At 72.9% G+C, this 16,836-nt stretch carries 15 protein-coding genes; 9 read left to right on the forward strand and 6 right to left on the reverse strand.

The genetic code is table 11. The features are described from left to right. Positions 1-114: 114 nt before the first annotated feature. The 4 genes from AC529_RS16205 to AC529_RS16220 all read left to right on the forward strand — a co-directional run bounded on the left by AC529_RS16205 (position 115) and on the right by AC529_RS16220 (position 4,436). Complete coding sequence (locus tag AC529_RS16205) at positions 115-1,476, forward strand: fused MFS/spermidine synthase (RefSeq protein WP_232306779.1); 1,362 nt, start codon at positions 115-117, stop codon at positions 1,474-1,476. Between the two features lie 287 nt (positions 1,477-1,763). Next, positions 1,764-2,672, forward strand: coding sequence for a DMT family transporter (locus AC529_RS16210; protein WP_068758219.1), 909 nt, complete (start codon positions 1,764-1,766; stop codon positions 2,670-2,672). Positions 2,673-2,677: 5 nt separating this feature from the next. After that, positions 2,678-3,958, forward strand: a complete 1,281-nt coding sequence (locus tag AC529_RS16215; protein ID WP_394326455.1) for a glycosyltransferase — start codon at positions 2,678-2,680, stop codon at positions 3,956-3,958. A gap of 97 nt (positions 3,959-4,055) precedes the next feature. Next, on the forward strand, positions 4,056-4,436 hold the full coding sequence (locus AC529_RS16220) for a hypothetical protein (RefSeq protein WP_198156459.1): 381 nt from the start codon (positions 4,056-4,058) through the stop codon (positions 4,434-4,436). On the opposite strand, the gene AC529_RS16225 is transcribed toward AC529_RS16220, so the two are convergent. Continuing rightward, positions 4,424-5,383, reverse strand: coding sequence for an NAD(P)-dependent oxidoreductase (locus AC529_RS16225; RefSeq protein WP_232306780.1), 960 nt, complete (start codon positions 5,381-5,383; stop codon positions 4,424-4,426). The two genes, AC529_RS16220 and AC529_RS16225, sit on opposite strands and share 13 nt — an antisense overlap. A 530-nt stretch (positions 5,384-5,913) precedes the next feature. On the opposite strand from AC529_RS16225, the gene AC529_RS16230 reads away from it, so the two are divergent. Beyond that, complete coding sequence (locus tag AC529_RS16230; RefSeq protein ID WP_068758221.1) at positions 5,914-6,888, forward strand: hypothetical protein; 975 nt, start codon at positions 5,914-5,916, stop codon at positions 6,886-6,888. A gap of 124 nt (positions 6,889-7,012) precedes the next feature. On the opposite strand, the gene AC529_RS16235 is transcribed toward AC529_RS16230, so the two are convergent. From AC529_RS16235 to AC529_RS16245, 3 genes are all read right to left on the reverse strand, one after another. Beyond that, positions 7,013-7,909, reverse strand: a complete 897-nt coding sequence (locus AC529_RS16235; RefSeq protein ID WP_157080235.1) for a hypothetical protein — start codon at positions 7,907-7,909, stop codon at positions 7,013-7,015. A 682-nt stretch (positions 7,910-8,591) separates the two neighbouring features. Next, entirely contained in the window at positions 8,592-9,779 is a 1,188-nt protein-coding gene (locus AC529_RS16240) for a C40 family peptidase (protein ID WP_232306781.1), read from the reverse strand. A gap of 175 nt (positions 9,780-9,954) precedes the next feature. Next, positions 9,955-10,866: a 2-hydroxyacid dehydrogenase gene (locus AC529_RS16245; RefSeq protein ID WP_068758223.1), complete on the reverse strand. Its 912-nt coding sequence runs from the start codon at positions 10,864-10,866 to the stop codon at positions 9,955-9,957. A 172-nt stretch (positions 10,867-11,038) separates the two neighbouring features. Here AC529_RS16245 and AC529_RS16250 point away from each other — a divergent pair, with 172 nt between their 5' ends. Further along, complete coding sequence (locus AC529_RS16250; RefSeq protein WP_232306782.1) at positions 11,039-11,929, forward strand: diacylglycerol/lipid kinase family protein; 891 nt, start codon at positions 11,039-11,041, stop codon at positions 11,927-11,929. Positions 11,930-11,933: 4 nt separating this feature from the next. Here the strand turns inward: AC529_RS16250 and AC529_RS16255 are convergent, their stop codons facing one another. Together AC529_RS16255 and AC529_RS16260 are read right to left on the reverse strand one after the other, a co-directional pair. After that, on the reverse strand, positions 11,934-12,734 hold the full coding sequence (locus AC529_RS16255; protein WP_068758318.1) for a TrmH family RNA methyltransferase: 801 nt from the start codon (positions 12,732-12,734) through the stop codon (positions 11,934-11,936). Between the two features lie 46 nt (positions 12,735-12,780). Then, positions 12,781-13,284, reverse strand: a complete 504-nt coding sequence (locus AC529_RS16260) for a hypothetical protein (RefSeq protein ID WP_232306783.1) — start codon at positions 13,282-13,284, stop codon at positions 12,781-12,783. Between the two features lie 645 nt (positions 13,285-13,929). On the opposite strand from AC529_RS16260, the gene AC529_RS16265 reads away from it, so the two are divergent. The 3 genes from AC529_RS16265 to AC529_RS19740 form a co-directional block, all read left to right on the forward strand. Then, positions 13,930-15,699 (forward strand): substrate-binding and VWA domain-containing protein, encoded by a 1,770-nt coding sequence (locus tag AC529_RS16265; protein ID WP_068758226.1) that lies wholly within the window; start codon positions 13,930-13,932, stop codon positions 15,697-15,699. Between the two features lie 183 nt (positions 15,700-15,882). Further along, the gene (locus AC529_RS16270) at positions 15,883-16,527 is read left to right on the forward strand and encodes a hypothetical protein (RefSeq protein ID WP_068758319.1); all 645 of its coding nucleotides are present in this window, start codon (positions 15,883-15,885) and stop codon (positions 16,525-16,527) included. 82 nt (positions 16,528-16,609) lie between these two features. Next, a partial coding sequence (locus AC529_RS19740; RefSeq protein WP_157080245.1) for a DUF2510 domain-containing protein occupies positions 16,610-16,836 on the forward strand: 227 nt, incomplete at its 3' end.

The raw sequence follows: 16,836 nt of genomic DNA on the forward strand, positions 1-16,836 counted from the left end.
CCACTACCCTGCCTGCCATGAACCGGATACTCGCCACGGCGGTGGTGTTCTGCTCCTCCGCGGTCGTGCTGGTCCTGGAGGTCACGGTCATCCGCCTGGTGGCGCCCTACTCCGGTGACACCCTGGAGGGTCGCCCTCGCCGCGATCGCGCTGGGCGCCCGGATCGGCGGGGCCGCCGCGGACCGCCGTCCCGCCGCGCCGCTGCTGGCGGTCCTGCTCCTCCTCGGCGGCGGAACCACGCTGCTGGCCCGGCCCGTCGTGGTGCTGCTCGGCCCGCTGCTGGCCGGGGCCGGACCGGTCACGGCGCTGCTGCTGGTCGCCTTCGGCATCGCGCTGCCGGTCGCGCTGCTGTCCGCGGTCCCCCCGGTGGTGGTCAGGACGCAGTTGGCGGACCTGGCGCGCGGGGGCAGCGTCGTCGGCCGCTTCAGCGCGTGGAGCACCGTCGGCGGGCTCGCGGGCACCGTGCTGACCGGCTACGTGCTCGTCGCCCTGCTCCCGGTCTCCACGGTGCTGCTGGTCAGCGGCTGCGCGACGGCGCTGCTGGGGCTGCCCTTCGCGGTGCGCGGCGCGTTCCTCAGCCGCCCGCGCGGCCCCCGGGACGGACTCGTGCTGCTCGGCGTCTGCCTCGTCGGCGGCGGACTGCTGGTCGGCGTGGACTCCCCCTGCGACGCCGAGACCGCCTACTACTGCGCCCGGGTGGCGGAGGACCCGCAGCGCCCCCAGGGCAGGGTGCTCTACCTCGACGACCTGCGGCACGGCTACGTGGACCTGGCCGACCCCACCCACCTGGAGTTCGGCTACACCCAGTGGTTCGGCGCCGCCGTGGACGCCCAACTGCCCCCGGGACCGCTGGAGAGCCTGCACGTGGGCGGCGGCGCCTACACCATGCCGCGCTGGCTGTCCGCGGTCCGCCCCGGGTCGACCAGCGTGGTCCTGGAGGTCGACCCGGCCGTCACCGAATTGGCCCGCGCCGAGCTCGGCCTGCGCACCGGCGAGGACCTCGCCGTGGTGGCGGGCGACGCCCGCACCACGGTCGTCGACCTGCCCGACGACCGCTTCGACCTGGTCCTGGGGGACGCCTTCGGCGGGCTGAGCGTCCCCTGGCACCTGACCACCCGGGAGTTCACCGAGCAGATCCGCCGGGTCCTGCGCCCCGAGGGGCTGTACGCCGTCAACGTCATCGACCGGGGCGACCGCGCGTTCCTCGCCGCCCAGACCGCGACGCTCGGCACGGTCTTCACCCACGTGGCAGTGGTCGCGGAGCGCGGCGGCCTGGACTCCCCCGCCGGAGGCAACCACGTGCTCCTCGCCTCCGACTCCCCCCTGGACACCGACGCCCTGGCGGCGGCCCTGGCGCGCACCCCCGTCCCGGGCGGCCTCGCCGACGGGGAGCGCCTGGAGCGGTGGCGCACCACCGGGACGGTCCTCACCGACGACCACGCCCCGGTGGACCAGTTGCTGACGCCCTACCTGTGAGCCGGGGCCGCCGTGCGGGGAAGGCCCGCGGTCGGCAAAGTTTTCTGTTCCTGACTCTCTGCGCTTGTTTCCTCGCCACCCGGAGCCGGATATCTGTGGGTCCAGGGGTGCATCCGCCGCTGCGGGGTAGGGCTGGCACTACTCGAAGTGGGGGGTTCTCCGTATCGATCAGGAGGGCTCCCGGTCCGTAACGTCGTGGTCACAGGGACACCGCCGTCACAGGAATCGAGGAGGAGCACCATGAGCAGCACCGCGGAGGTCCACCGCCGCGCTCCGGAGGTCACTCCTTGACCTGGGCGGTCCTCCTCGCGCTGGCAGGGGCGTTCTGCCTGGCGCTGGGCTCGGCCCTGCAGGAGCGCGACGCGATCCGCGCTCCCGGCGCCAGCGTGGCCCGGATCGGCTTCCTGTGGCACCTGGTGCGCCGCCCCCGCTGGCTGGCCGGATCGCTGGCCGCGGCGGCCGGGGTCTGCCTGCACCTGGCGGCGCTGAGCGCGGCGCCGCTGACCATCGTCCAGCCTCTCGGGGTCAGCGGGCTGCTGTTCGCGATCGTGCTGTCGGCGCTGTTCACCCGGCGGCGGGTGCGGCTGGGGCAGTTGCTGGCGGGACTGGCCGTCATGGCCGGGCTGGCCGGCCTGGTCACGCTGTTCCCGCACAGCGCGGACTCACCCGTCCTGCCGATTCCGGTCGCCCTGGCGCTGACCGGGTGCGTGACCGCCGTGGGGGCGGCGGGCTACCTGGCGGCCCACTGGCTCCCCGCGGGGGCCCGCGCCGTCCTGCTGGCCGTGCTCGGCGGCGCCGCGCTGGGCACCACGTCGGCACTGGCCCGTGTCGTGGCCGCACGCGCGGCGGCCGACCCGGTCTCGGTGCTCGACTGGCTCACCCTGCTGGCCGTGGCCGTCGCGGTCTTCGGCGGGCTGCTGCAACAGAACGCCTACCGGACCGGGCACTTCGCCGCCGCCTACGCCACGCTCCTGGTCGTCGACCCGGTCGTGGGAGCGGGCATCGGCGTGCTGGTGCTCGGCGAGAGGGTGCCGACGACCCCGTTCGACCAGGTCCTGGCCGCGGGTGCGGCACTGCTGGCCATCGCGGGGACCGCCGTGCTGGCCCGGGCCAGGAACCGCAACCCGGAGGCGCTCCGACCGGCCTCCTCCCCGTCCACCGATCTCGTTCACACCACGCCGGGAGAATCCAGTTGACCTCCATCGACCAGCACACGGCCGCCCGCCGGACCGCCGGCACACCGAAGCGGCAGCGCATCCTCATCGCCACCGACACCTATCCGCCGGACGTCAACGGAGCCGCCTACTTCACCTACCGGCTGGCCACCGGGCTGGCCGAACGCGGCCACGACGTGCACGTGGTGTGCGCCTCGCCGTCGGGGCCGCCCCGCGTGGAGGCCCGGGACGGCGTGGTGCTGCACCAGCTTCGCTCGGTGTCGGTCCTGGTCCACCCCACGATGCGCACCGCGCTGCCGCTCGGGGTCGGCGGCCACGTCGCCCGTCTCGTCGACCGCTTGGCGCCGCACGTGGTGCACTCGCAGAGCCACTTCACCATCAGCCGCGCCGCCGTCCGCTGCGGCCGTCTGGCCGGCGTCCCGGTGGTGATGACCAACCACTTCATGCCGGACAACCTGTTCGCGCACGCGCACGTCCCGCACCGGCTGCACGGCGTCGTGGGCTCGCTGGCCTGGCGGGACATGATCCGGGTGGCGCAGACCGCCGACTACGTCACCACGCCCACCCAGCGCGCCGCCCAACTGCTGGCGGACAAGGGGTTCACCCGCCCCGTCGAGGCGGTGTCCTGCGGCATCGACCTGGAGCGGTTCCGGCCGCGTCCGCACGAGCGGGCGGCGGCGCGCGCCCGTCTCGCCCTGCCCGACCGCGAGACCGTGGTCTTCGTCGGCCGCCTGGACGAGGAGAAGCGGATCGACGAACTGGTCCGGGCGCTGCCGGAGCTGCTGCGCCACCGCGACCTCCAGCTCGCACTGGCCGGGACCGGGCAGCGCCGCGGGGAACTGGAGCGGCTGGCCCATGCGCTGGGCGTGGCCGACCGGGTCCACTTCCTCGGCTTCGTGCCCGACGAGGACCTGCCGCTGGTCTACGTCGCCGCGGACGTGTTCGCGATCGGCAGCGTGGCCGAGCTCCAGAGCATCGCCACCCTGGAGGCCATGTCCACCGGGCTGCCCGTGGTGGCGGCGGACGCCCTGGCCCTGCCCCACCTGGTGCACCCGGGCCGCAACGGCTACCTGTACCGGCCCGGGGACGTGGCGGAGCTGACCCGGCACCTGCTCGCGGTGCTGGAGTCGCCCGAGCGGCGCGCGGCCATGGGCGCCGCCAGCCGGGAGATCGCGCAGGCCCACGACCACCGCCGCTCCCTGGACCGCTTCGAGGAGATCTACGCCGAGGTCCGGCCCGGCCCCCGCGGGCTGTCGCGGCGCGGCGCCCCCGCCGTCCCGTTGCGGGACACCACGGTGGCGGCCTGACCTCGAAGCCTCCGGATGGCCCGGTTCCGGCATGCTTTCCGCACTCTTTGCCGCACTGCCCGTTGGGTGCCTGATGGTGGTGGATAGCCACTGAGACGTGTGGTTCGTCAGAAAAGGTCGGAATCGGGGGTCTGACGCGCTGGACGCGCTGCTCGCCGAGGTCAACCGTGCCGAACTCCGGGCTGAGACGTGCAGCCGGGCGCTGGCGGAACGCGACCGCGAACACTCCGCTCTGGAGGCTCGGCTGCGCCGGTTGGAGGCCGAGCTCGCCGAACTGCGCCAGGCCCGCATCGAGGCGTACTCGCGCTGGTGGGAGACGCGGGAGGAACGCGACCGCGCGCTCCACGTGGCACGTCGGCTCCGGCGGCGTCTCGCCCGGATGAGCCGCCGCCTGGCCGCCCAGCCCTCCCTCACCGGTGGGGCGGGCCTGCCGTCGGGTCCCGTGGCCCTGGGGCCGAAGCGGGGTCAGGAGACCTGAAGCGCCTCCCCCAGCGGCCGCGGGAACGGGCTGGCCACGGTGACGTCCGGGAAGCCGCGGTCCCGCCAGGCGATGACGTGGCGCGCCAGCATGCAGAGGCGGTCGTCGGCCCGCTCGGCCCGCTCGGGGGAGAACACCACCGAGGGGTGGTTGCGCAGTCCGCAGCTCTCGTGCAGGTGTCCGGTGCCGGCCAGGGAGTAGCCCGCGGAGTAGCCCGCCAGCATGCCGGTGTCCAGCGCGGTGAGCAGCGCCTCGCGGTCCACCAGGTCGGGGCTGGACAGGTTGATCAGCACCGCGCCCGGGCGCATCCGGGCCAGCGCCTGCGCCCCGACCAGTCCGCGGGTCCCGGCGGTCACGGGCACGTGCAGGGAGACCACGTCGGCGGTGGCGAGCAGCTCGTAGAAGCTGGTCCGGGTGACGCCGTACGGCCAGCTCCGCAGCCGCGACCCGGTGCCGACGACCCGTTTGAACAGGGGGAGGGCGAGGTCGGCGAACCTGGTGGCCACCGGCCCCATGCCCACCAGCCCGAGGGTGAGGTCGCAGGCCCGCAGCGCGCTCCGGAAGCAGGTGAGGCGCTCGGTGGACAGGCGGCGCAGTTGGGCCAGGGCCATGCTGAGGGCGCGGGCGGCGGCCTGGTCGACGTTCTCGCGGCGCGGCGGCAGGCAGACCCACAGTCCGCGGCGCTCGGCCTCGGCGACGTCGATCCCGGAGCAGTACTGGTCGGTGGTCATGACCAGGCGCAGGGTCGGCAGCGCGTCCAGCAGTGCGGCGTCCACCCGGGTCTCGTGGACGATGAGTGCCACCGCCCCGGCTGCCTCGGCGGCGATGCGCGCGGGGTCGCTGGTGCCCAGCACCCGGGCCCGGAAACCGGCCTCGGTGAGCAGGCGGATCGCAGGCGCCGGATCGTGGGCGCCGGTATCCGTGATGGCCACGTACGGAGCGGTCACGGCCACCTCCTACGGACAGCACGGTCGTGCGACAGTCAACAGCCCAAAAAGTACCTTTTGCCGCCGGAGGAAACCAGCGCGCTCCGGTGCCTTCCGGGAGCGATCCCGCAGTTGGGATCGCTCCCATTGCGCGGATCCCGCCCTCCAGGAGGGCAAATATGAGATAACCGTCACACCTCAGAAAGCATTCGATTCACTACTGTGCGCATTCACAGGCGGTTGCTCCGCTTTCCCCGCCCCCACCGGAAAGCGCACCCGTCTCCCGGAAACGCCCGACTCACCGGGCACCGGATTGCTTTTCGCTCCCCCGGGGCGGCCGGAGATCACCCATCCGCCCTCCCGCACGCGAGCAGGGCGACGGACCACAGCAGACCGCCCCCTCACCACCGTCGATTCGCCATCCCCCACCGCAATCACAGACACTTTGAGTAATGTTTCGATCTCTCGTCGTGAGATTTTGAGGTCGGCGGCGTCCCCTTCCATCGCAGACGCCACCCACCGCTTTTTGCTACAGCCAACGAGAGGTCACGATGCGCAAACCCCATATCCGGTGGGCCGTGCTGACGGGCGCGGCCGCCGTCTCCCTGGCGGCGTTCGGCTTTCCCGCCCTGGCCACGGCCACCGAGGACGCGGCCCCGTCCGTGCAGAGCGCCCACCAGGAGTCGACGTACCTGATCGGCGGATACCGGGTGACCTACCTGCCGCCCGGACTGGAGCAGTACTCCTCCGACGCGACGGCCTCCACCGAGGGCGACAGCCGCACCGCCCGGCTCACCTGGCTGGAGAACGGGACGGTCCGCGGCAGGGTGGACGTGCGCGACCACGCCGAACACCGCACCCTGGCCGAGGTCCGCGACGCCCACTACAGCCACCTGTCCGCGCCGCGCATGACCACGGTCAACGGCCACCCCGCCTACCTCTCCGACGTCGACGGCGAGGTGTTCTGGGTGGACGAGCACGGCACGGCCCTCGGCGTCTTCCTCGACCCCGCCCGGTGGTCCTCGGCCGAGCTGATGGCGATGGCCGAGGGGATCTCGCGGGACGAGAACGCCGGTTCCACCTTCTCCGTCACCCGGAGGACCGGCCGCACGGCGCTCGAGTTCCTGCGGGGGCAGGACGGCGGCTCCGGGGACGCCGAGACCGCGCAGGACGCAGAAGAGGAGCAGCCCCGTCTGCTTCCCGCACCCGCCGACGCCCCGACCTACCCCTCCTCCGGCCAGCTCCCCAGCGACCGGCGGGAGGCGGTCGTGCGGTGCCTGGCCGAGGAGACCGGGACGTCGTCCGACCGTGAGATCCCCACCGAGGGCAGCGTGTCGGGCCCGTGGGGAAACGCGTCCTGGAACTCCGGGCTGTGGGCGCTGGTCCCCCAGCCGGAGCGCTCCTCCGCCATCGGGGAGTGCGCCCGCCGGACCGGGCTGGACCGCACCCAGGTCCAGGAGGTGGCCGACGGCTCCGCAGACTCCTCAGGCCAGGACGGCAGCGGTCCCGCCCGGGAGGAGGGGTAGCGGCCCCGCGGAGCACGCCGCTGCGACGGCGACCGGACCGCACCCTGCGGGCGGACCTCGAAGGTCCGCTCGCAGCCGTGTCCGCAGCGCTCACGAGGCAGGCACCGCGCCGGGGCGGCCGCCCTCAGGCCGACCACCCCGAAACGGGGTCGAGCAGGCCCAGCCGCTCGGCGTCGGTCACCGGATCCCGTGTGCTGCGCGCGCCGTAGCCGACGAACAGCTCCCGGATGCGGACCGCGGTCGCCTCGTCGATCCCGCGGACCCGGTCGAGGAGGCGCTCCTGATCGGTGTCGAGCAGCTCCCGGCGCGCCTTGTTGGGACCGCCGCCCCGGGCCGCCACCGCGGTGGCGGCGAACAGGTTGAGGTATCCGAGGCGGACGGTTCCGGTGAGGGGGTCGGTGTGCCGGACCGCGTGCAGGGGACCGGAGCCGAACCGGAAGGGGACGCCGTGGTCGAAGCAGGCGACGACGGACGCCGCGACCTCGTCGGGGTCGGCGGGCTCCACCCCGTCGCAGCGGATCCGGACTCCCAGGCCGGGCACGCCGGCGATTCCGGCGATCCCCTCACGCGCCTCGCGGCCCGGGCCGAACTCGACGTAGACCGACCGCCGTCCCGGCGACGGGTCGGCACCGGAGGTCCTGCGGGCGAACAGCCGCCGAGCGCGCGCGGCGTGGGCCGCCGTCGCCCGCAGGTAGCGGGCGGCCTTGCCGAGGTCGGGACCGGAGGCCCTGATCTCGTAGTGGGCGACGCGCACCCTGGGGTCGCGGACCACGCCGCCGGCCATCTCCTGGTCGGTCTCCGCGACCAGCCCCACCTCGACCCGCTCGTCGGGGCCGAGGTGGGCGCACAGCTCCTCCAGCGCCCCCACCGGGCACAGCAGGCGTCCGGTGTGCATGGGATGTCCCACGACCCGGTCGGCCCGGTGCCGCGCCAGCGCCTGCCGCACGGGCAGCGCGGTGGGCGGGAACAGCCCGGCGTCGTCGACCAGGCCGCGCAGCAGGATCGCGACGGCTCCGCTCATGGCGTCCACGGCGCTGCCGGCACGGCCCACGGCCGGGTCCCGGAGCGCCGTCCTCCCTTCCCGTCCGTCGAGGACCGCTCGCGCGGTCTGTTTCCCGGTCCGGTCGGAGCCCGTCCGCGCTCTTCCCGGTTCCGGCCGACGTTCCCCGCGCTGCAAAGTTCCTCACATCAGAAAACCGACACTTCTTTGCAAAGTTCGCAATAGGGATTTCGAACATATATCCCCACAACCTGCCAGGAGAAGCACGGTCCACCCCTGTCACCTGCGTCTCGGCGGCCGGTTCCCTCCTTCCGGCTCCCCCAAAGCACGCCCGGAGGGCGACCGGAACCCCGGACCGGAACATCGGCTCCGGAAAACGTCGGATATTGGCTGTAGCCCACCGCGATTTCCGCTATTTTGGGGACTGCGGTCGAGGTCCGGAACACTCCGGTGAGGAATCACCAGCTTCCGACGCCGTGGGCACAGGCGCTTGCCCCGGAGCCCGCGACCGCCCAACCGAATACTTTGCGCAGGGACGTCCTCGTCGAACGCCCCCTCCCCCGGCGAGGGTTCCTGCCTTCCCCCTCCTGCCGAGCCAGCCCTCCCCTCCCGGTTGGTCTCAACGTCAGGAGGCCGAAGGGGACCACGTCGGCGCGGCGTGGTCCCCTTCCCCGTTCGTCCCCGCCCTTCGGCGGGGTCCCTGTCACTGGTCGGCCACGTGGACCCGGACCACTCCGGCCATCCTGTCGGTGCGCACATCGGTCACCTTCACCACGTCACCGCTGCGCGGCGCCTCCAGCATCTTCCCGTCGCCCAGGTAGATGGCCACGTGGGAGATGTAGTCGGGGGCCGTGGGATCGCTGCGCCAGAAGATCAGGTCGCCCCGGCGGGCGTCGGCGTAGTCGATGTGCTCGCCCGCCCACCACTGGTCGTGGGTGACCCGGGGGATCTCCACCCCGGCCTGCCGGAAGGCCCACTGCACCAGGCCCGAGCAGTCGAAGCCCTTCCCGGGAGTGGTCCCGCCCCACACGTAGGGCACGCCGAGCTGGCTCTCGGCCGCGGCGATCATCCGCTCCACGATCTCCTCGCTGACCGGCACGCCGTCGGCGTCGTAGGGGCGCGGCCCGGAGGACTCCTCTGCCAGCACCTGCAAGCTGACGTCGGGGCCGAGGACCTTCCTCAGGTCCTCCCGGAGCTGCCACAGGTCCGCGCCGGGCGCCGAGACGATCAGTCCGTTGCCGCGGGGGAAGCCCAGCTCCTTGGCCGAAGCCCGGGAGATCAGCGCGTCGATCCCGGCCACCCCCGAGGTGGCGTGCGTCCACACCTCCTTGTCGACCGTCCCGTGCGCCCCGGCCATGGCCACGGTGCTGCCCAGCTCCAGGTCCCGCTGCTTGCCCGCGTCGTCGGAGAGCGCGATCCGCCCCTCGGCGATGCCCTGCCAGATCTCGTCCGACTTGGCGGAGGGGGCGGGGGCGTAGTTGCGGAAGGTGGAGGGGTTCACCCCCAGGACGGACATGACCACGCCGTCGATCCGGATGCGGGCCGCGTCGACCACCTCGACCGACCGCACACCGTCGATCGCGCGCACCCGCTCGACGAGGTCGGGGTCCAGGGACTCGGCCGCGACCGCGAAGTACTCGCGGGAGCGCGCCTCGTCGAACGGCGCCACCCGGACGTCGCGGTCGAGCCGTCCGCTGTCGGCGACCGGGGGAGAGGGGTAGGAACCGGAGGAACCGGTCGCCCCCGAGGGGAGGGAGTAGGAGGTGGTCGGCGGCCGATCCGCTCCGCCGGGCCCGGGCTCGGCCCAGGCGGGAGAACCCAGAGCGCCGAGGACCACCACGAACACCACGGTGGTGCCCGTGCCGACCGTCAGCCGTCGCCGTACCGACACACTTACGCCTTTCGGATATTCGGGGTGTGACTGCTAGCTCCTACCAGAATGCGGGGAGAAGGAAATTGTTTCAAGTCACAACAACAAACGGTCAGTAAACACCCCATCGCGATACGAACACGACGGGAGGGGCGGCCGCCGCGGAACTCGGACCTCTCGACGGCGGCGGCCCGCTCTAGGACTCGTCGAGGCTGACCCGGTTGACCAAGGGCTCGCCCGCCGCCCAGCGGCGCAGTTGCTCGTCGACGAACCGCTTGGCCAGGGGGTAGAAGGCGGTGGAGCCCCCGCCCACGTGCGGGGTGACCAGGACTCCCGGGGCGTCCCACAGCGGGTGGTCCGCGGGCAGCGGCTCGGGGTCGGTGACGTCCAGCGCGGCCCGCACCCGACCCCGTTCGGCGAGCAGCGCCTCGGTGTCGACCACCGGGCCGCGCCCCACGTTCACCACGAGGGCGTCGTCCGGCAGCGCCGCCAGCTCTGCCGCACCGATGAGCCCTCTGGTCGCGGGGGTGAGCGGGGTGACGACCACGACGATGTCGGTCTCGGGCAGCAGGCGGTGCAGCTCCTCGACGCCGTGCACCCCCGAGGCCGGACGGGCCCGGCGGGCCAGGCGCGTCACGGTGACCTCGAAGGGCCGCAGGCGCTCCTCGATGGCCGCGCCGATGCTGCCGTAGCCCACGATGAGCACCCGGCAGCCCGCCAGGGAACGGGTGTAGTGCGGGTCCCACACGTGCGCCCGCTGGTCCGCGGCCCACCGGGGAAGGTCCCGCTGCGCGGCGAGGACCAGCGCGACGGCGTGCTCCGCGGTGCTCGCGTCGTGCAGCCCGCGCCCGTTGTACAGCCTGACCCCCGGGGGCAGGTGGGGCAGGGCGTGCTCGTAGCCGGCGGTGAGCAGTTGGACCGCGCGCAGCCTGGGCATCCGCCGCATCAGCCTGACCTGCTGGACCCGCCCGTAGGGGACGACGTAGAAGACGACGTCGTCCAGCACCTCGGCGGGAGGCTCGCCGCAGCCGTCGTAGACCTCCACGGTCAACTGTTCCGGGGCGTTCTCCCGGTTCTGCTCCCAGGGCACCAGGATCCGCCCGTCCACTCCGACTCCTCTGTTCCGCTGCGTTCCTCGTCCGTGCACGTCCACGGTTCCCCGACGCTATCAGCAGCTTCCCGGGACAGGTCCGTGCGTAACCGCACTTCCGGAGGGAACCAGAAGGGTCCGACCCCGCGCCAGGACGGCGCCCACTCCCTCCGGAGGCCCACTCGTGCTCGTGATCAACAACTCCCGGTCCGGAAGCAACGGAGAACGGCAACTGCGCACCGCGGTGGGCGAACTGGCCGTCGCGGGCGCCGACGCGGTGGAGGTCGTCTCCTGCACCAGCCCGGCGGACCTGGACGCCGCCCTGGACACCGAGCACGAGATGCTGGTGGTGGCGGGCGGGGACGGCTCCCTGCACGCGGTGGCCAACGCACTGCACCGCCGCGGCGGGCTCGGCAGCCACACGGTCGGCCTACTGCCGCTGGGCACCGGCAACGACTTCGCCCGCACCCTGGGTGTTCCTCTGGAGCCCGAGACCGCCGCCCGCGCCCTCCTGACCGGCACGCCCCTGCCGCTGGACCTGTTCGTGGACGACACCGGCGAGGTGACGGTCAACGCCGTGCACCTGGGGGTCGGGGCCGACTCCACCCGCGAGGCCGCCCGGTGGAAGGAGACGCTCGGCCCGGTGAGCTTCCCGGTCGGCGGCCTGGCCGCGGGCTGGGCCGCCGAGGGGTACCGCATGCGGGTGACGGCCGACGGCGAAGAGGTCGTCACCCCCCGGCACAGGACGCTCATGGCCGGACTGGCCAACGGCCGCTTCGTCGGCGGCGGCGCGGGAACCCTCGACCCCGGCGCCCGGCCCGACAGCGGCGTGATCAGCCTGGTGGTCTTCCGCCCTCGCGGCTTCTGGCGGCGCGCCGCGCACGCGGTGCGCCTGCACCGGGGCACCCACCCGGTGGAGCCGGACGTCCACCACCGCCTGGCGCGCACCGTCAGGGTGGTCAGCGAGCCGCTGACGATGAGCAGCGACGGCGAGATCACCGAGGAAGTGACCGCGCGCACCTGGCGGGTGCTGCCGGGCGCGTGGCGTTTCGTGGTGCCGTCGGCGCGGGATTCCGCCTGACCCCTCAGCGGGTCAGTTCGTAGCAGGCGATGGCCGCCGCGGCGGTGACGTTGAGGGAGTCCACGTCGCGCGCGGCCATGGGGATGCGCGCCCGGACGTCGGCCTGGGCGATCCAGCGGCTGGACAGCCCGTCGCCCTCCGTTCCCAGCAGCAACGCGTACCTGCCGTCGCCGTCCACCGCCTCGGCCAGCGGCACCGCGTCCGGCGCCGGGGTGAGCGCCAGCAGGGTGAACCCGCGCCGCCGCAGGTCCTCCAGGCCGTTGTACCAGTTGTCGAGACGGGCGTAGGGGAGGGTGAAGACCGCGCCCATGGACACCTTGACCGCGCGCCGGTACAGCGGGTCGGCGCAGCGGGGGGCCAGCACGACGGCGTCGACGCCCAGTCCGGCGGCGCTGCGGAAGATCGCCCCCACGTTGGTGTGGTCGACGATGTCCTCCAGAACCACGACGCGGCGTGCGTCCGCGACCACCTCGGCGACGCCGGGCAGCGGTCGGCGGTGGAAGGAGGCGAGGACGCCGCGGTGCAGGTGGAAGCCGACCAGGCTCTCGGCGACCGCGTCGTCGACCACGTACACCGGCGCGGAGAACTCGGCGGCCACGTCGTCGAGCACCGTCCGGCGGCGGCGGGTGAGCAGCAGCGAGCGGGGGCGGTACCCGGCGCGCAGCGCCCGGCGCACCACCTTCTCCCCCTCGGCCAGGAACAGCCCGTGCTCGGCCTCCAGGCTCCGGCGGAGACTGCTGTCGCGCAGCCGCACGTAGTCGGCCAGCCTGTCGTCGGCAGGGTCGGCCACCTCGATGACGTTCACGGTCCCCATTGTCGCCGACCGGGAGTTCCCGGACGTCCGGCCGTTCCTAGTCGAACGGTTCGACCAGCGGCTTGAGGCGCTGCCAGCGGGCCTCCTCGCAGGAGCCGGCCCGGGTGACCTCGGTGTGGATCGCCACCCCGTTCCAGGTTCCGCTGACCACGGCGCTCTCGGGCCCGTAGACGTCGTCGGTGCAGATCGCCCCCGGGTCGACCTCCTCGAAGGGGCCCGCAGCGTCCTCCTCCTCGCTGTTGGCGGCGAGCTGGGCGCACGCGGCAGGGTCGGCCAGCGGGTCGCCGGTGCAGTCGAGGTGCTGCTCGTAGGACTTCTCGCCGTCGTCCACCCGGATCTCCAGGCTCGCCACGGGGGCCTGGGGCAGCTCGGAGAGCCCGCTCATGGTCTGGGCCGCCGCCTCGGTCCGGATCGCGGGCGCGGCCACGATGGAGGCCCCCACCACAGCGGTGTAGACGATCGCTCCGCCCAGGCAGAGCGAACCGAGCACGACACTGCCGACCGTACCGAGGGAGTTCCAACGAGCGCCCAGTTTGGACATGGCCATCCTCTAAGAAGTCGAGCGATTCCGAGTGACCGCGGCGAACCCTCCGTCACGGTCGCTTCATCCCGCGACCCCCATCACGGCCGGACCGGTCGGGTGTGCCCCAACGCCCCCGGCACAAACTCCGCAACCGTGCGCATCCAGCCGCGAACCCCAGAAAATCAACTGGCGCGAGTGGTTCGCCATCCTAGCCCCGTTCCTCGGAGGCGGCACACCTGCTCTGCTCCCGAACCGGCGTCCACGCGGGGGCGTGCCCGCCGCCCCGCGGTCGGCGCCGGACCGGGTTCCCCATCCTGACCGGGGGGAAGGGGCCGCGCCCGCGCTTCTCCACCAGCGAGACAAAGGTCACAGAAGACGGCACCGCCCACCCCCGCACTGCGGGGTGGTCCAACCACAGCCGAAGCCCTCCGCCCACCTGCCCCACAAGTCACATTTCAATAACACAGCGTGCCCTTGTCTCATACCTCCAGTAAGCGCTAGAACGACCACATAGCCCCCGAAAAAGGGGTAAACATTCGCAAACTTCTTAATCTCCCCTGCTGGCGACCGGGCATCCGCCCCGGCCCACCTGCCCGTCAGCACCCCTGGCTTGAGTACCGTTCTCCTCCAAAACCCGTCGGTAACAAACCCCGTGAGGTCACCTTGGGACGCCACCGCGGAAGCAGCGCAGACGACACCGCCCCCGACCCCCGCCGCCGTGGGAACCGGCGGCGCCGCCGCGGCACAGGGCGCGCCTTCGCCGCGTTCGCCGCTGCGCTCGCCGTCCTCGTCGGCCTCGGGGTCACCGGCTACTTCGTCCTGGACGGCCGCCTGGGCTGCGGCGGCTCGACCCCGCCCCTCCAAGTCGCCGCGGCCCCGGAACTCGCCCCCGTGCTCACCCGGCTGGCCGACGACTTCAACGCCGGCGACACCGCGGACAGCCGGTGCGTGACCGTGGAGGTGCGCGGCGCGGACTCGGCCGACGTCGCCTACAGCATCACCGGCGCCGGACCGACCATGGGCGGTACCGAGTCGCAGGTGTGGATCCCCGACTCCACCCTGTGGGTCAAGACCGTCCAACGCGACGCCGACGACGCCGTCGTCAGCACCGGAACCTCCGTGGCCCACTCCCCGCTGGTGCTGGTGACCACCCAGGCGGCCGGGGCCGACGCCTCCGAGACCCCGCTGTCCTGGGACAACCTGGTACCGACCGAGGCGCTGCCCGACCCGGGGAGCTCCCCCTACCAGGTGCACGTGATCGACCCGGTCAACAGCTCCTCGGGACTGGCCACCCTCGCACTGGTCAGCAACTCCGTCAGCGGCGAGGAGGGCCCCCAGACGCGCTTCATCGCGGCCCTGCAGAACTTGCAGAAGTCGGTCGTCGCCGACGAGGAGGCCGCCCTCGCCGTGATCAGCGAGGCGCCCGCCGACGCGGAGCAGGCCCCCCTGCTGGTGCTCAGCGAGCAGGCCGCCTGGCGGCTCAGCACCCAGACCGACTCCGCCGTGCACGTCATCTACCCCGAGCGGGGCACCTACACCCTGGACTACCCCTACGTCCTGCGCTCCAAGGACCCCGAGGTGCAGCTCGCGGCCGAGGCGTTCCGCGCCTTCCTCACCGGCCGGGAGGCCCAGCAGGCCATCCGCGCCGAAGGCTTCCGCTCCGCCGACGAAGCGATCGACCCGGAGACGCTCACCGAGGAGCACGGCTTCCGTGCCGACCACCCGGGCGAGCTGCCCGCCCCCGGGGAGCAGGCCGCCAAGTCGCTGATCCAGGCGTGGAACCAGCTCAAACTCGGCACCCGGCTGCTCACCGTGGTCGACATCTCCGGTTCCATGGCCGAGATCGTCCCCGGCACCGGGCTCACCCGGATGCAGGTCACCAGCGCGGCCGCCATCCAGGGCCTCACGCTGTTCCCCTCCGAGGCCGAGATGGGCCTGTGGGAGTTCTCGGTCGGCCTCGACGGAGACCGGGACTACCGGGAGACGGTCCCCATCCGTCCCCTTGAGGAGCAGGTCGACGGCGTCACCCAGCACGAGGTGCTGAACGCGGCGCTGGCCAGGCTGGCCCCTGAGCCGGACGGGGACACCGGTCTGTACGACACGATCCTGGCCGCCTACCAGGAGCTGACCGAGAGCTACGCGCCGAACCGGGTCAACACCCTGCTGGTGCTCACCGACGGCAACAACGACGACGACGACAGCATCTCCCTGGACGACCTGGTCCAGCACCTGGAGGAGGCGTACCAGCCGGACCGCCCGGTGACCATCATCGCCATCTCCTTCGGCCCCGACGTGGACCCCGAGCCCCTGCAACGGATCGCCGAGGCCACCCGCGGCGCCGCCTACACCACAGAGGACCCCACCGAGATCGGCGAGATCTTCCTGAGCGCCTTTGCCCTGCGCATCTCCGGAGAAACGGAGGAGGAAGAGTAGTCCGGCACCGGAGGGCTGCTTCCGGGCGGGGCATCGGCGCCCCGCCCGGCCGCTTTTCCTCCCGCGCGGGTGACCGGACGGATAGACCCTGCTTTCCCCGGGACGCCACCTCTGGACTTGTCCGACGTATTCGCATACGCAGTGGGATGCGGAATATGTGGACTCACTTGAGAGGTGGCCGCCGTGGCCAACGCGTGGATGCCCGCAGCCGGAAGAGTGACCAGCAGTTTCCCCGCAGGACGTCCCGGAGGCGGGGCGCCGCGCGCCGTCTGGTGCGTCAGTGAATCCGATCCGGAGCAGTGGTCCGCCCACTCGGCCGCACGTCGGCTCGACTCCGAGGGACGGGCCGCCCACCTGGTGTGGCACCCGGTGACCGGCGACGTCGTCCAGCTCCTTCCCGCGACCGCGGCCGCCGTGGGCCAGCTCACCCCGCACGGCACGATCGACCGCGCCAGCGAGGGGCGCGTCTGCATCGTCATCCAGGTCATCGGCCGTTCCCCGGAGCCGTTCACCGACGGCCCCCTCAACGGCCTGGACGCCATCCTGGCGTGGCTGGACTCCTGGGGCATCCCCAGGACCTGGCCCGCGGGAGCCCCGGGGGCCCGCGCCCGCCGCAGCAGCGCCGCGCAGGAGTACCCGTGGTCTCTGGGAGGGCATTTCGGCCACTCCCAGGTCCCCGGCTCCGCAGCCGACGGCCCCGGAGCCATCGACCCGGTGCGCCTGCACGGCCACTGGTTCCCCAGGCCCCGCCGGGAGCAGCCCGGCACGGCCCCGGACAGACGCCGCCCGGTCGCCTCCGGGATGCGCTCCCCCTTCTCCTCTCCCTGAGCTGCCCGCACGCCCGGCGGTTGCGGACGGCGAGAGCACCCCGTGGTCCTGTCAGGCTCGAAAAACCCTTAGTCTGTCGCCCATGGGTGGATCGATCGAGCCAGGCTGGTACGCGGACCCCGAAGGACCTCCGGGCCAGCTCCGTTGGTGGAACGGCGACGAGTGGACACAGCACGTCCGTCCGTTGTCCGAGTTCACCTCAGACCAGAACGCCGCCGAGTCCTCGGCAGACGTCCAGAACTCGGCCGACTCGGGCGGGGGAACCGCTCCCGACCAGGCCACCGTCAACCTCGGCAGCGGTTCCTCGCC

It is taken from the genome of Thermobifida cellulosilytica TB100, assembly GCF_001517975.1.
In the GTDB taxonomy this organism is placed as follows: Bacteria; Actinomycetota; Actinomycetes; order Streptosporangiales; family Streptosporangiaceae; genus Thermobifida; species Thermobifida cellulosilytica.

Excerpts from the sequence above, each read along its gene's own strand:
- AC529_RS16230 (WP_068758221.1), top strand. The coding sequence starts at position 5,914 with ATGCGCAAACCCCATATCCGGTGGGCCGTGCTGACGGGCGCGGCCGCC.
- AC529_RS16235 (WP_157080235.1), bottom strand. The coding sequence starts at position 7,909 with ATGAGCGGAGCCGTCGCGATCCTGCTGCGCGGCCTGGTCGACGACGCC.
- AC529_RS16260 (WP_232306783.1), bottom strand. The coding sequence starts at position 13,284 with ATGTCCAAACTGGGCGCTCGTTGGAACTCCCTCGGTACGGTCGGCAGT.